This is a genomic window from Delftia sp. WSY_12, from assembly GCF_043104645.1.
Lineage (GTDB): Bacteria > Pseudomonadota > Gammaproteobacteria > Burkholderiales > Burkholderiaceae_C > Comamonas > Comamonas tsuruhatensis.
The window spans coordinates 1-14,081 of sequence record NZ_JBICKW010000030.1 but is presented as its reverse complement, the minus strand read 5'-3'; the positions used below and the strand labels follow the sequence as shown (position 1 = coordinate 14,081).

The window sequence follows — 14,081 nt, the reverse complement described above, 5'->3', positions numbered from 1 at the left end:
TCTTCTCACGCAGATGCGAAGGCGGCAAGGGCATCGCCTTCATCGGTAACGGTGGCCTCGATCTCCTCGATCAGCCGGGTCTCCACCAGCACGGCCAGCTCGCCGACGGTGGGGGCCTTGAAGAAGGCGGCAGGGTGCAGCTCGACACCAAAGCGCTTTTTCACGCGGCCCAGGATCTGCAGGGCCAGCAGCGAGTCGCCGCCCAGCTCGAACAGGTTGTCGTCCACGCCCACCGGGGCAATGCCCAGCATGTCGGTCCACAGCGCGGCCAGTGCCTGCTGCAGCTCGCCTTCGGCCGCGACGTAGGCGGTCTGCAGCGCCGGGCGCGGATGGCCGCCACGGGCCTGCGATCCGTTGGCAGGTTCGGCGACGGCTTCGGCGGCAGGTTCTGCCAGCGCATCCACCAGCCCGGCATCGATCTCGCCCAGGCGCTGCCGCAGGTCGGTGGTGGAGATGACCACCTGGTGCGGCACATCGCCGTTGACGATGCGCTCGAACACCGCTGCCGCTTCTGCGCCGCTCCAGCCTATGCCCTCGGGAATACGCATGCCGGCGGCCATGCCCAGGTCACGCCAGGCGTCCCAGTCCACGGAGATGACGGGCCAGGCGCGCTGGCGGCTGGCCAGTGCCGCCAATGCATCCATGCAGGCATTGGCGGCGGCGTAGTCGCTCTTGCCCAGGCCTGCGGTGAGGCTGGAGATGGACGAGCACAGCAGCACGAAGTCCGGCGCCTGCATGTCCTGCATGTCCTGCATGTCCTGCGTGCCCAGCAGATCCAGCAGCAGCCGGGTGCCGCGCAGCTTGGGGGCGAACGTGCGCTCCACGCCGTCCCGCGTGCGGGTGGCCAGCATGCCGCTGTCGGCATGGCCTGCGGCATGGACCACGCCATGCAGCGCGCCAAAGCGCTGGTGCGCCTGCGCCAGCGCCGCCTGCATCTGCGCGGCGTCGGCCACATCGGCCGCCAGGGTCAGCACCTGGGCGCCCTCGGCCTCCAGGGCCAGCAATTGCAGCAGTTGCTGGCGCAGGGTGCTCGGCTGCCCGTCATCGGCGGCCAGCGCCTCCCATTGGCTGCGCGCAGGCAGCGCCGTGCGGCCCACCAGCACCAGGCGGGCCTGCCAGTGCGCGGCCAGATGCCGGGCCAGCGCCAGGCCCACGCCGCCCAGGCCGCCCGTGATCAGGTACACGCCCTGCCTGCGCAGGCGCGGCGCCGCGGCGTCCTGCCACTGCAGGGGCTCGTAGGTCTTGCGCCAGCGGTGGGCACCGCGCAGGGCGATGGCCGTGTCGGCCGCGCGCAGCCCATGCGGCGCGCGGGCTTCGTCCAGCAGCTGGCGCGCCAGCCGGGCCTGCATTGCGGGCGAGCCCGCCTGCACCACATCGACGAAACGGCAGTCGATGGACGGGCATTCCTGCCCTATCGCCTTGCACAGCGGAAAGACGGCGGCCATCTCGGGGTTCAGCGCTTCCGCTCCGGTCACATCTTCCGAACCGCCTGCGGCCACCAGCAGCAGCCGCCGTGTGCGCGGGCCTCCAGCTCCGTGCGCACGGGCCTCCAGCGCCTGCGCCAGGGCCAGCACGCTGTGAAAGCCGCGCTCCAGCGGCGCAGGGGCGGCCGCGTCCATGGCCCACAGGTGGTAGATGGCGCCCACGGGGCCGAACTGCGCCTGCACCGCATCGAGCAAGTCCTCACAATCGCGGCGCTCGCCGGGGCGCACGGCATGCCGGCCCGGGGCCAGGCAGGCGGGGGCGGCGCCCGTTTCCACGCAGACCACATCGGCGCCCTGCGCGCGCAATGCGTGCACCAGGGCCTCGGCCGTGGCACTGCCGTCGCCAAACACCAGGGCCACCTGGGCTGCGGCTGCGGCGGTGCCTGCCTCCCACCGCAAGGGACTGCGCTGCCAGGCGGCGGCGTAGAACGGACCCGCGGTCGCCGAGGGGCCTGCCGTGCCTGCCGCTTTCGGTGCATCGCCACCCTGCCCCGCAGCCTGCACCCAGAAAGAGCGGCGCTGGAAGGCATAGGTCGGCAGCGGCACGCGCCGGCCTGGCCGCCCGCCCCGGCAGGCAGTCCAGTCGATGTCCACGCCCGCGCACCACAGTCCGGCTACGGCCTGCGCCAGCAGCTGCGCGCTGCGTGCGGTCTGCTGGGGATGGGCCTGGCTGGGCCAGATGCCGGCCGCCGTGGCGGCGCGCGCATGCTGGCGAGCCAGGGCGGCAAGGGCCTGGCCGGGGCCCACCTCCAGCAGCACGCGGCCCGGCTTTCGCACAAGCTCGTCCAGCCCGTCCGCAAAGCGCACGGTATGGCGCAGGTGGCCGGCCCAGTAGGCGGGGTTCATGGCCTGCTCGGCCGTGATGGGCTTGCCGGTCACGCTGGAGATGAAGGCCAGGCGCGGCGCATGCCGGGGCACGCTGGCCACCACCCGCTCCAGCTGCGCCAGCAGGGGCTCGGTCATGGCCGAGTGCGAGGCCACGGCAATGTGCAGCCGGCGGGCGGTGATGTCGCGCGCGCGCAGCGCCTCTTCGGCCGCCTCGATGGCGGCCAGCGGGCCGGACAGCACGCACAGGCGTTCGCCGTTGACGGCACCCAGGTCGCAGCCCGCATCCAGCAGCGATTGCAGCGCGGCCTCGGCCAGGGGCACCGAGGTCATGGCGCCCTGCGGCAGCGACTGCAGCAGGCGGCCGCGCGCCGCGACGATGCGCAGGGCATGCGGCAGCTCGAACACGCCGGCCAGGCAGGCCGCCACATACTCGCCCAGGCTGTGGCCCAGCATGGACACGGGCTGCACGCCGCGCGCCATCCACATCCGGGCCAGCGCATAGCCGATCACGAACAGCGCCGGCTGGGCCTTGTCCATGGCGGACAGCGCCGCGTCGGCCTCCACCTCTTCACCCGGGGCGGGGAACAGCCACTGGCGCAGGTCCCAGCCTGTTTCGGCCTGCAGCAGCTCGCAGCAGCGGTCCACCTCCTGCCGGAACACACCGCCGTCGCGGTACAGGTCCAGGCCCATGTTGGCGTGCTGCACGCCCCCGCCCGGGAAAAGAAAGACCACGCCGGGCGGCTGTGCCGGCACCTCGGTGGCCTGGCCTGGCGGCGCAGCAGCAGCAGCAGCAGCAGCAGCAGAGAGGTGCAGGCCCTCCACCGCCATGCCCATACCGTCTGCCACCACGGCACGGCGATGGCCGAAGGCGCGGCGGCCCTGCTGCAGGGTGTGGGCCACATCGTCCAGCGACAGGCCGCTGCCGGCCTGCTGCAGATGGGCGGCCAGGCGGCGCGCCGCTTCATCCAGCGCACGGGGGCTGCGAGCGGACAGCGGCAGCACCTGCCAGCCCCGGGCTGCATCCGCCTGTGTAAGGGAAGGGGCGGCAGAGGTGGCAGGGGCGGCAGCAGCCTCCTGCAGCACCACATGGACATTGGTGCCGCCAATGCCGAAGGCGCTCACACCCGCGCGGCGCGGTGTGGCCGCCTGGGGCCAGGGCCTGGCCGCGGTGTTGACATGGAAGGGACTGCGCTCGAAGTCGATCTGCGGGTGCGGCCGCTCGAAATGCAGGCTGGGCGGCAAGGTGGCATGCCGCAGCGAGAGCACCGTCTTGATCAGGCCCGTGACACCGGCGGCCGCATCGAGATGGCCGATATTGGTCTTCACCGAGCCGATGGCGCAGTAGCCCCTGCGCTGCGTGCTGGCGCGAAAGGCCTGGGTCAGCGCCGCGATCTCGATGGGGTCGCCCAGCGCCGTGCCCGTGCCATGGGCTTCCACATAGCCGATGGTGTCGGCCGGCACGCCCGCCAGGGCCTGCGCCGCGCGCACCACGGCGGCCTGGCCGTTGACGCCGGGCGCCGTGAAGCCCACCTTGTCTGCGCCATCGTTGTTGGCGGCGCTGGCCAGGATGACGGCGTGGATGGTGTCGCCGTCGCGCAGCGCATCGTCCAGGCGCTTGAGCACCACAATGCCCGCGCCGCTGCCCTGCAGCGTGCCTGCGGCCTGGGCATCGAAGGCGCGGCAATGCCCGTCCGGCGAGAAGATGGCGCCGGCCTGGTAGCGGTAGCCGCCGTTTTGCAGCAGGTTGAGCGAGACGCCGCCGGCCAGCGCCATGGCGCATTCATGGCCCAGCAGCGCCTGGCAGGCGGTGTGCACGGCCATCAGCGAGGTCGAGCAGGCCGTCTGCACGGTGACGGCCGGGCCGCGCAGGTCCAGCTTGTAGGCCACGCGCGTGGCCAGGGCATCGGCGATGTTGCCGCTCATCAGGCCCAGCAGGTCGGCGACCTGGGCGCCAGGGCTCGGCGCATGGCGGGGCAGCAGATGGCGCATCAGGTAGACGCTGGCGCCCGTGCCCGCATACACGCCGATGGCGCCGGGGTAGCGCCGGCCCTCGTAGCCCGCATGCTCCATCGCCTGCCACGCGCATTCCAGGAAAAGGCGGTGCTGCGGGTCCAGCTGCTCGGCATCGCGCGGGGTGTAGCCGAAGAAGTCGGCATCGAAGAGGTCCATGCCGGCCAGCGGCATGCCGGCCTTCACGTAGCCGGCATCGTCCAGCAGGGCCTGGGGCACGCCCAGGGCGCGCAGCTCATCGTCGCTGTAGCGCTTCACGGATTCGACGCCGTCACGGATGTTGGCCCAGAAGCGGTCGATGTCGTCGGCGCCCGGAAAGCGCCCGGCCATGCCGATGACGGCGATCTCCAGGCCGGTGGTTTCGGAGGAAGAAGACATCAGAGGGTCCTTTCGATGTGGCGCTTGCGCTGCAGCAGCGCCTCGCGGCGGCGCTGGGCCGCGTCCATGCCGTCCCGGGCGGCGGCCGCCTGCGCGGCGCCGTCGCCCTCGCCCTCGCTATCTGCGCCCTGCTCGATGCGCCGCGCCAGGGCCGACACCGTGGGGTGCTTGAAGAGATCGACCAGGGACAGCTCCCGGCCCAGCCGCGCCTCCAGCAGGCCATGCACGCGGATGAGCTGCAGCGAATGCCCGCCCAGGTCGAAGAAGTTGTCGCCGGCGCCTATGCGCTCCACGCCCAGCACCTGGGCCCAGAGGGCGGCAATGGTCGCGGCCACACCGCCCTCGGGCGGCTCGTAGGCCTGGCGCTCCAGGGCCGGCAGGGCGGGCGCCTCGGGCAGCGCCTTGCGGTCCACCTTGCCATTGGCGTTCAGGGGCAAGGCATCCAGCACGGTGATGGACGAGGGCAGCATGTAGTCGGGCAGGGCCGCGGCCAGCGCGCTGCGCAGCGCGGCCATGTCCAGGCACTGTCCCTGCTGCACCGAGACAAAGGCGGCCAGCCGCGCGCCGTCGGCCGCCTGGCGGGCGACCACCACGGCCTCGCGCACGGCGGGGTGGGCCAGCAGTTGCGCCTCCACCTCGGCCAGCTCGATGCGAAAGCCGCGGATCTTCACCTGGTGGTCCACGCGGCCCAGGTAGTCGATCTGGCCGTCGCCGCGCCAGCGCACCAGGTCGCCCGTGCGGTACAGGCGCTCGCCCGTGCGGCTGGCGGGGTCGGCGACAAAGCGCTCGGCGCTCAGGCCCGGCCGCCGCCAGTAGCCGCGCGCCAGGCCCATACCGCCCAGATACAGCTCGCCGGCCACGCCGCGCGGCACCTCGTTGAGCGCGGCATCCAGCACATGGGTGCGCAGCCCGGCCACGGGGCGGCCTATGGGCACGGACAGCGCGCCCTCGTCCCGGCAGTCCCACCAGGTGACCTCGATGGCCGCCTCCGTGGGGCCGTAGAGATTGAGCAGGCGGGTGCCGGGGAAGGCCTGCAGCACGGCCGCCTGCAATCCGGCGGACAGGGCCTCGCCGCTGCAGATGATGCGCTGCAGCCCCTGGCAGGTGGTGGCCGCCGGGTGCGCCATGAAGGCCTGCAGCATGGACGGCACGAAGTGGATGGTGCTGACCTGGTGGCGCGCTATCAGCTCGGCCAGGCGCCGGGGATCGCGGTGGTCGCCGGGGGCGGCCAGCGCCAGGCGTGCGCCGGTGGTCAGCGGCCAGAAGAACTCCCAGAAGGAGATGTCGAAGCCGAAGGGCGTTTTCTGCAGCACCGTGTCGCCCGGGCCCAGCGGCTGGTGCATCTGCCCCCAGGCCAGGCGGTTGCACAGCGAACGGTGGCGGTTGGCCGCGCCCTTGGGCCGGCCCGTGGAGCCCGAGGTGTAGATCACATAGACCAGGCTGTCGCCATGCAGGGCAACGGCCGGGTTGTGCGCAGGCAGGTCCTGCAGCCGGGACGCCAGGCCCGGCACATCGACCAGTCGGGCCCTGCAGCTGGCTGGCAGGCGGTCCCGCACCTGCGGCTGCACCAGCACCAGGGACACGCCGCTGTCCTCCAGCATGTAGGCGATGCGGTCGGCCGGATGCTCGGGGTCGATGGGCACATAGGCCGCGCCGGCCTTCATGATGGCCAGCAGCCCCACGACCATCTCGATGGAGCGCTCCATGGCAATGCCCACCGGCACGCCGGGCCGCACGCCCGATGCGATCAGGTGATGCGCCAGCCGGTTGGCGCGCGCATTGAGCTCGGCGTAGCCCAGCGTGGCCTCGCCCAGGCACAGGGCCGGGGCATCGGGGCTGCGCGCCACCTGCTGCTCGAAGCGGCGGTGCACGATGTCGCCGCCGTGCAGGACCTGGTCATTGCAGCTCCAGGCCGCCAGTTGCTGGCGTTCTTCGGGACCCAGCAGCGGCACCTCGTCCACGGCACATTGGGGCTGCCGGGCCAGGGCGTCCAGCATGGCCTCGTAGTGGGCGGCCAGGCGCTGCATGCTGCCCGGCTCGAACAGCTCGCGGGCATAGACCAGGCTGATGCCCAGGCTGCCATCGGAGCGCTCGCGCACTTCCACGGTCAGCTCGAACTGCGCATCTGCGGCCGCCAGCGGCTGGCCGGCCACCGTCCAGCCCGGCACCTGCTGCAGCGCGTGCCAGTCCTCCACCAGATGATTGAACAGCACCTGGAACAAGGGGCTGTGCGCCAGGCTGCGCTGCGGCTGCAGCGCCTCCACCAGCTGCTCGAACGGCAGCGCGTGGTGGGCCTGCGCGCCCTGCGCCGCCTCGCGGGCCTGCTGCAGCACGTCGGCCAGGCGCATGCGCCCGTCGATGCGGTTGCGCAGCACCAGGGTGTTGACGAAAAAGCCGACCACGCCCTGCAGGTCGGCATGCGCGCGGTTGGCCACGGGCACGCCGACGCGGATGTCCTCCTGGCCCGTGTAGCGGTACAGCAGTGCCTGCCATCCTGCCAGCAGCAGCGTGAAGAGCGTGTCTGCCTGCTGGCGGGCCTGCGCGCGCAGTGCCTGCAAGGTCGCGCCGGGCAGCTCGAAGCTGTGCCGCCCCGCACGATAGCGTGCCAGCGCCTGGCGCGGATGGTCGGTAGGCAGGGCCAGCACAGGCTGGGCCTCGCCTGGGGGCACCTGCAACCGTTCCAGCCAGTAGGCCAGCGAGGCCTGCTGGCCTTGCTGGGCCTGCTGAGCCTGCTCCCGCTGCCAGACGGCGTAGTCCACGTACTGCAGCGCCGGGCCGCTGTCCGGAGCGCCGGAATACAGCGCCGCCAGATCGTCCAGCAGGATCTGCATGGAGGCGCCGTCGGAGACGATGTGGTGCATCACCAGCGCCAGGATGTGCTCATGGGCCTGCAGCCGCACCAGGGCAGCCCTGGCCAGCGGCCCCTGCTGCAGATCAAAGGGCTGGGCGCACAGCGCCTGCAGCCATTGGGCGGCGTGCTCCTGGCGCTGCGCGGAGTCGCCCTGCGCGGCATCCAGCCACTGCAGCTCCAGCCTGCCCTGGGGGTCCAGGCGCTGCTCGACCTCCCCATCGGGCCGGGCGTTGAATACCGTGCGCAGCGAACCATGCCGTTCGGCCAGGCCCTGCACGGCTGCACGCAGGGCGCCTGCATCCAGCGGCCCGGTGATGCGCAGGGCGCCCTGCACGTGGTAGGCCGTGCTGCGCGTATCCATCTTCCAGAGAAACCATTGGCGCTGCTGGGCCGGCGTCAGCGGCAGGGGCATGGCGCGACGAGCCTCGGCCAGCGGGGCAATGCGCTGCAGCGCCGTGCCCGGCTGGCGCTGTTGGCACAGCCGGTCGATGTCGTGCGCCTGGTCGCGCAGCCGCGGGTGCTCGAAGACCCGCCCGGCCGGATACTCCAGGGACCATTGCCGGCAGATGCGCGCGGCCAGCCGCACGGCGGCCAGGGAGTTGCCGCCTTGCGCGAAGAAGTTGGCCTCGCCGGCCGGCTTGTGCAGGGCATCGCCACCGAGCACCTCGCGCCACAGGCCGGCCAGCGTGCTTGTGGTGGGATCTGCCGCGCCCGCCTCCTGCGGTGCGGGGCTGCCGCCGCCCGCGAAGCGGCCCGACTCGAACACTGCCCAGGCATCCAGCGTGCGCGCGGACCAGCCCTGGCGGCAGGCTGCGCGCTGCAGCTTGCCGCTGGAGGTGCGGGGCAAGGCGCCGGGGTTGAGCAGCACGATCACCGTGGGTGCCTCGCCGCACTGCGCGCCCACGGCGGTGCTCAGTGCATCGACCAGGGCCTGGGCCGGCACCAGCTTTTGCATGCCGAACGAGACTTCGGCAGCAATGCCTATGCCTTCCCGGCCATCGATGTCCACCGCAAACGCGGCCACGCGCCCCTTGCGCACGGCTTCGACCGCGGCCTCGACCACGCGCTCGATGTCCTGCGGGTAGAGGTTGTGCCCGCGCACGATGATCAGGTCCTTGATGCGGCCCGCCACATGGACCTGGCCAGCATGCACGAAGCCCAGGTCGCCCGTGCGCAGCCAGCGCCGGCCTGCATGCTCGACAAAGGCCTGCTGCGTTTGCTGCGGCTTGCCCCAGTAGCCCTGGCTGATGCTGGGGCCGTGCGCCCAGATCTCGCCCACGCGGCCGGGCTCCAGCACCTGCAGGCTGTGCGGATCGACGATGTTCACCGCATGGCCGGGAACGGCAGGGCCGCAGCCCACCAGCGCGGTGGTCTGCGAGGCGCCGGGGCTTTCCTCGGCCCGGCCCTGGCCCAGGGCCTCGGTATCGAAGGACGTGATCGTGGCGCCTGCGCCGCAACTGCCGCCGGTGATGAACAGGGTGGCTTCGGCCAGGCCGTAGCAGGCATAGGCCGCGTCGGGCCGCAGCCCGCAGGCGGCAAAGCGCTGCGCGAAGGCCGTGACGGTGTCGGCACGCACGGGCTCGGCACCGGTATAGGCCAGCCGCCAGCTCGACAGGTCCAGCTGCGCCAGCTGCGACGGCTTGATGCGCTCCAGGCACATGCGGTAGGCGAAGTCGGGGCCGCCGCTGATGGTGGCGCGGTGGCGCGAGATCAGTTCCAGCCAGCGCACAGGGCTTTCCAGAAAGAGGCGCGGCGAGGTCAGCACCAGCGGCAGCCCGCTGTACAGCGGCTGCAGCAGTCCGCCGATCAGGCCCATGTCGTGGTACAGCGGCGCCCAGGACATGAAGCGGTCGCCCGCGCCGATGTCCATGCGCTGCTGGATGGCGGCCTCGTTGGCGATGAGGTTGCCGTGGCTGACCATCACGCCCTTGGGCGCCGAGGTGGAGCCCGAGGTGTATTGCAGGAAGGCGATGTGGTCGGCAGCCGGGGCGTGGGGCCGCCAGGCGTCGGCATCGGCCAGGTCCACCTGGTCGGCGGCCACGGCGGCAATGCCGGCAAAGCGCGCATCGGCGCCGGGCAGGGCCTGCATCACTTCGGCCGTGCTGATCACGCAGGCCGCGTCCGCGTCGCCCACGATGCCCAGCAGCCGCTCCAGATGCTGCACGCGCAGCGATTCCAGCGGCGGCACCGGCACGGCGATCACGCCCGCGTAGAAGCAGGCCAGCATGCTGGCGGCGTAGTGCTCGTCGTTGTCCATCATCACCAGGGCGCGCGCGCCCACGGGGCACAGCTGCTGCAGCCGGGCGGCCAGCGCGCGCACGCGGCGGTCGAACTCGCCGTAGCTGTGGCTGCGCTCCACCACGCGGCCGTCCTGCACGGCGGCCACGGTGAGCCAGATGTCGTCGGGCCGCTGCTGCGCCAGGCCCCTCAGATGCTCGACCAGGCTGGCAGGCGCCTGGCCTGCTGCCGCGATTGCACTTTGTCCACTCAGCATGTCAGCTGCCTCCCGGGTTCTCAGAAACGGTCCAGATTGCTGCGCGGCTCGGCCATGGCGACGATGACCTTGCGCGGCCCCTTGAAGGGCGAGCGGGCATGGGCCACGAGCATGTTGTCCAGCATCAGCACGTCGCCCTGCTCCCAGGGGAAGCTGACGGTCTCGGCATCCAGCGCGGCGCGCACCTCGGCAAAGATGTCGTCGCCGATGGTGGAGCCGTCGGCGAAGAAGGTGTTGCGCGGCAGGTTCTCGATGCCGTAGACCTCCTCCAGCACCTCGCGCTCCTCGGGCTCGCGCGCCGAGATGTGGAACAGGTGGGCCTGGTTGAACCAGACCATTTCGCCCGTGACGGGGTGGCTTTCCATGGCCTGGCAGAGCTGGCGCGTGCGCAGGCCGTCGTCTTCCTTCCACTCCCAGTCCATGCGCGCATGGCGGCAGAAGGCCTCGACCTCGGCGCGGCATTCGGTGTTGAAGACCTTCTGCCAGGGCACGTCCATCTCGCCGAAGTTGCGCACGTACAGGATGCCGGGCTCGAACATCTCGCGGATGCGCGCCGGAATGCGGCGGTAGACCGCACGGCTGTCGGCAATCGGCGTCTCGCCGCCCTCGGGCGATGCGGTGACGCAGTGGAACCAGATCTTCATGGGCCACTCGCGCGTGTAGGCCTGCTCGTTGTGCAGCGGAATGCTCTGGTGGGCCGGGTACTCGGTGGAGGTGTAGACGCCCGCGCCGCTGGAGGCCTCGACCGCGCTGCGCGGCGTGGAGGCAAATTCGTACTTGAGCAGCGGATGGCCGAAGGCCGAGGCGAAGCGCTGGAAGGTCTCCACATCAGGCACGCCAAAGCCGCGCAGCAGCACGCCGCCCGTGGTCAGCAGCGCCTCGTCGATGTCGCGACGCAGCGGCGGCAGCGCAGCCAGCAGGTCCTGGCCCGGCTGGGCGGGCGTGATGAGCTGGGGAAGCAGCGAGCCCGCGGGGGCCTTGCGCTCGAAGCGCTGGAGGGTTTCGTTCATGTCGATTCCTTGGTGCGCCACGCAAGAGCTGCCGCGTAGCCCGGCGGCGCTGGAAGCGCCATCGCTTGAAAACCATTCCAGTCGGGGACCGCGCAGGCGATGGCCAGCCGTCCGTCCCCTCCCGGGCTGATGCCAATGGAGCGCAGGTGCTCGGCCACGCCAATGCCGATGGCCTTGAGCACGGCCTCCTTGCCCACCCAGCGCTGGTAGAAGGCCGCCAGCCGATCAGGCGCACGGCGCACGCTGGCGCGTTCCTGGTCGGTGCAGACGGCGTCGAGCATGACCTCGGCATCGAGGTCGGGCTTGTGCTGCTCGATGTCCACGCCCAGGTGCAGCACGCCACCGGGGTCGGCCAGCGCGATCAGCGCATGGCCGCCCGAATGCGAGACGTTGAACACAGGCGCCCTGTGCGGCTCGTCATCCACGAAGGGCTTGCCGTGCGTGCCGATGGCCAGGGGCACATCGGCCGGGCAGCAGCCCAGCCTGCGCCCCAGCAGCCGCCGCGTGGCAGCGCGCGTCTGTGCGAAGCGCAGCCGGTCGGCGGCCCGCACGAAGCGCGCGGCGCGACCGCGCTCCTCGGGGGTCAGGTGCGGCAGGCTGTCGCTCAGCTCGGCCGACAGGTCCAGGTCCAGCCTGAAGACCTCGATGCCCTGGCTCATGGCCTCACGCACGGACACGAGCTGCATGGATTTCCCCCTGGAGTGACTGGGACCCGGCCAGGCGCTGCGCCAGCACGGCCAGCACATCGCCTTCGCGCTGCCTGATGAAGAAATGCCCGCCCTCGAACCAGTCCAGCGTGAAGGCCCCGGCGGCCTCCTGCGACCAGGCCTGGACGCGGGGCGCCTCGATGTCGTCCTGCCGCCCCGCAAAGACGTGCACCGGCAGCGGCAGGCCCGCAGCGGGCACATGGCCGAAGCTCTCGCAGACGCGGTAGTCGGACCCCAGCACATCCAGCGTGATACGCATGAGCTCGGGGCTGGCAAACACCTCTTCGGGCGTGCCGCCCTGCCTGCGCAGATCGGCAATCAGCGCCGCATCGTCGCCCTTGCCCGCAAAGCGCTCGGGATCGCGGCAGGCCGGTGCCGGGCTGCCCGAGGCAACCAGAGCCAGCGGCAGCTCCCTGCCCTCCTCGCGCAACTGCCGCGCCATGCCGAAGGCCAGCAGCGCGCCCATGCTGTGGCCCAGCAGCGCAAAGCGGCCGCGCATGGCCTGGCGCTGCTCGGCGCACAGCAGCGATACCAGCTGCCCGAAGTCCTCGACCGCAGGCTCGCCCAGCCGGCTGCCCCGCCCCGGCAGCTCCACCGGCGCAATGCGGATCCAGTGGGGCAGCAGCCTGCGCCAGCGCAGGTACATGGTGGCGCTGGCGCCTGCGCACGGCAGGCACAGCAGGGTCAGCGGCGCGTGCATGCGCGTCAGCCCGCTGCGGTTTCGGTATCGGTATCGGCCTTGTGCCGCGCGGCGCCGGCACCCGCCTGGTCCTGCTGCTGCATCCACACGCGCAGCGACTTGGGCCGCATGTCGGTCCAGGTGGCGTCCACGTAGTCGAGCACGGTTTTCTTGTCGCCCTTCACGCCCTCCACGGCGGTCCAGCCGCCGGGTACGGCCTTCCAGTGCGGCCAGATGGAATACTGTTCCTCGTGGTTGACCAGAACGATGAAGGTTTCGTCTTCGCGGTCGAAGCAGCTTGTAGACATGCAGGCGTCCTTGTGCAGTTGAACATCGGCGAAGCCAGTTCCGGATCGCGGCGATCCGGTACTGCGCCTCTGTTGAACATGACGTTCCGAACCCGAAACTGTTCACGCCGCGTGCGCGCCGGTTCCGGGTCGTGCGCGGGGCTGCACCGTTCAATGGTGGTCCAGCAGCGAGCGGTGGACATGGATGGCCTTGCAGGCATCGGCAATCCTGGCATTCACCAGGCCCAGCGCGCACTCCATGTGCTCGGCGATCTGGCGCTGGGTGAGGCCTTTGATGCGGTACAGCTCGAAGGTCTCGCGGGTCTTGGGCGGCACCTCGTCCAGGGCCTGGTCGATCAGGCGTATGGCCTGGGACTCGAACAGGCTGCGCTCGGGCGAGCGGCCGTCCGGTATCTCCAGCGTCTCCACATCCACGCCGTGGGTGCGGTAGCTGTTCTCGCGCTCCTGGCGGCGCAGGTAGTCCAGCGCCATGTTGCAGACGGCGCGCGTCCAGTAGGCGGCGGGCTTGGCGATCTCGGCATCGCTGCGCATCTCGGCAACGCGCAGATAGGTGTCCTGCACGGCCTCGTCGGCCAGTTCGGGATTCCTGAGAATTCTTCGCGCGACCCTCACCAACTGTCCACGCGAAGCAATGAAGACCTCTTCCAGCGAAGAATGTGTGTGATTCAAGGACACGATGCAGTTCCTCTCGCAAGCTAGGCAAGAACATCAAGGGGAAATGTCGACCGCAGGTCGATGGGCGGCCGGCGTGCCGCCCGTGCAATAGGGCGGAGCGGGACTCGGCACAGGCGGCAAGCGGCGGCACAACCGCTGACCGCAGGGCATCAGTGCGCGCCGATGCGCATCGGCGTGACTTGGGAGGCAGGCCTAGATCGGCCTCATGACGGCCTCAGGGCGGCGGCCGCCCTCGCCGGATCCATGCGTCCTGCAACAGGATCGGCAAGGGCTGTGCAGCCTTGCAGACGTGCTGAAACTTGAACCGGGACCATGGCATGCAGTGGCGCTCCTTTGACGTTTTCCAACATTGAAATGAGAAGCATTACCAGCTCCAGCGACAGGACCGGGCCTGGAATGGCTGCTCACACCTGCCTGGAAGACGTCCCGCCAGTGCAAACGGAGACACGGCTATCGGCTGTGGAAAATCGGCAGGCATCGCCTATGGCGCATCGCATCACCATGGCTTTCCCTCGCCGTGGATGATGGGCCTGGATCATGACGGACTGGTGATGCCCGATACATCGGGATGGAAGCAGGAACTGCCTGCAGCGCAGGCCCCTGCCATCGCACTGGGCAGGCCCCATCGAGACGCGGCGCGCAGCGAAACTGCAGACG

At 71.0% G+C, this 14,081-nt stretch carries 7 protein-coding genes; all 7 read right to left on the bottom strand.

Annotated features, from left to right (window positions below):
- Positions 1 to 5 precede the first annotated feature (5 nt).
- The 7 genes from ACF8LI_RS18370 to ACF8LI_RS18340 all read right to left on the bottom strand — a co-directional run bounded on the left by ACF8LI_RS18370 (position 6) and on the right by ACF8LI_RS18340 (position 13,424).
- Positions 6 to 4,700, bottom strand: coding sequence for an SDR family NAD(P)-dependent oxidoreductase (locus tag ACF8LI_RS18370; RefSeq protein ID WP_392413699.1), 4,695 nt, complete (start codon positions 4,698 to 4,700; stop codon positions 6 to 8).
- Entirely contained in the window at positions 4,700 to 10,045 is a 5,346-nt protein-coding gene (locus ACF8LI_RS18365) for an amino acid adenylation domain-containing protein (RefSeq protein ID WP_392413697.1), read from the bottom strand. Before ACF8LI_RS18365 ends, ACF8LI_RS18370 begins: the two co-directional genes overlap by 1 nt.
- A gap of 20 nt (positions 10,046 to 10,065) precedes the next feature.
- Complete coding sequence (locus ACF8LI_RS18360; protein WP_374007423.1) at positions 10,066 to 11,055, bottom strand: TauD/TfdA family dioxygenase; 990 nt, start codon at positions 11,053 to 11,055, stop codon at positions 10,066 to 10,068.
- Positions 11,052 to 11,741 carry a 4'-phosphopantetheinyl transferase superfamily protein gene (locus ACF8LI_RS18355; RefSeq protein WP_016450665.1) on the bottom strand — a complete coding sequence of 230 codons (690 nt, stop codon included), beginning with the start codon at positions 11,739 to 11,741 and terminating at the stop codon, positions 11,052 to 11,054. Before ACF8LI_RS18355 ends, ACF8LI_RS18360 begins: the two co-directional genes overlap by 4 nt.
- On the bottom strand, positions 11,719 to 12,462 hold the full coding sequence (locus tag ACF8LI_RS18350) for a thioesterase II family protein (RefSeq protein ID WP_277848750.1): 744 nt from the start codon (positions 12,460 to 12,462) through the stop codon (positions 11,719 to 11,721). The genes ACF8LI_RS18355 and ACF8LI_RS18350 overlap by 23 nt, the downstream gene beginning before the upstream one ends.
- Before the next feature lie 5 nt (positions 12,463 to 12,467).
- A complete protein-coding gene (locus tag ACF8LI_RS18345; protein WP_392413694.1) occupies positions 12,468 to 12,749 on the bottom strand; it encodes an MbtH family protein in 282 nt (93 codons plus the stop codon).
- A 150-nt stretch (positions 12,750 to 12,899) separates the two neighbouring features.
- Positions 12,900 to 13,424: a sigma-70 family RNA polymerase sigma factor gene (locus ACF8LI_RS18340; RefSeq protein WP_016450662.1), complete on the bottom strand. Its 525-nt coding sequence runs from the start codon at positions 13,422 to 13,424 to the stop codon at positions 12,900 to 12,902.
- Positions 13,425 to 14,081: the final 657 nt, after the last annotated feature.

Bases quoted from the DNA above. Each gene is read 5' to 3' on its own strand.
- ACF8LI_RS18350 (WP_277848750.1), bottom strand. From the start codon at position 12,462: ATGCACGCGCCGCTGACCCTGCTGTGCCTGCCGTGCGCAGGCGCCAGC.
- ACF8LI_RS18360 (WP_374007423.1), bottom strand. From the start codon at position 11,055: ATGAACGAAACCCTCCAGCGCTTCGAGCGCAAGGCCCCCGCGGGCTCG.
- ACF8LI_RS18355 (WP_016450665.1), bottom strand. From the start codon at position 11,741: ATGCAGCTCGTGTCCGTGCGTGAGGCCATGAGCCAGGGCATCGAGGTC.
- ACF8LI_RS18365 (WP_392413697.1), bottom strand. From the start codon at position 10,045: ATGCTGAGTGGACAAAGTGCAATCGCGGCAGCAGGCCAGGCGCCTGCC.
- ACF8LI_RS18370 (WP_392413699.1), bottom strand. From the start codon at position 4,700: ATGTCTTCTTCCTCCGAAACCACCGGCCTGGAGATCGCCGTCATCGGC.
- ACF8LI_RS18345 (WP_392413694.1), bottom strand. From the start codon at position 12,749: ATGTCTACAAGCTGCTTCGACCGCGAAGACGAAACCTTCATCGTTCTG.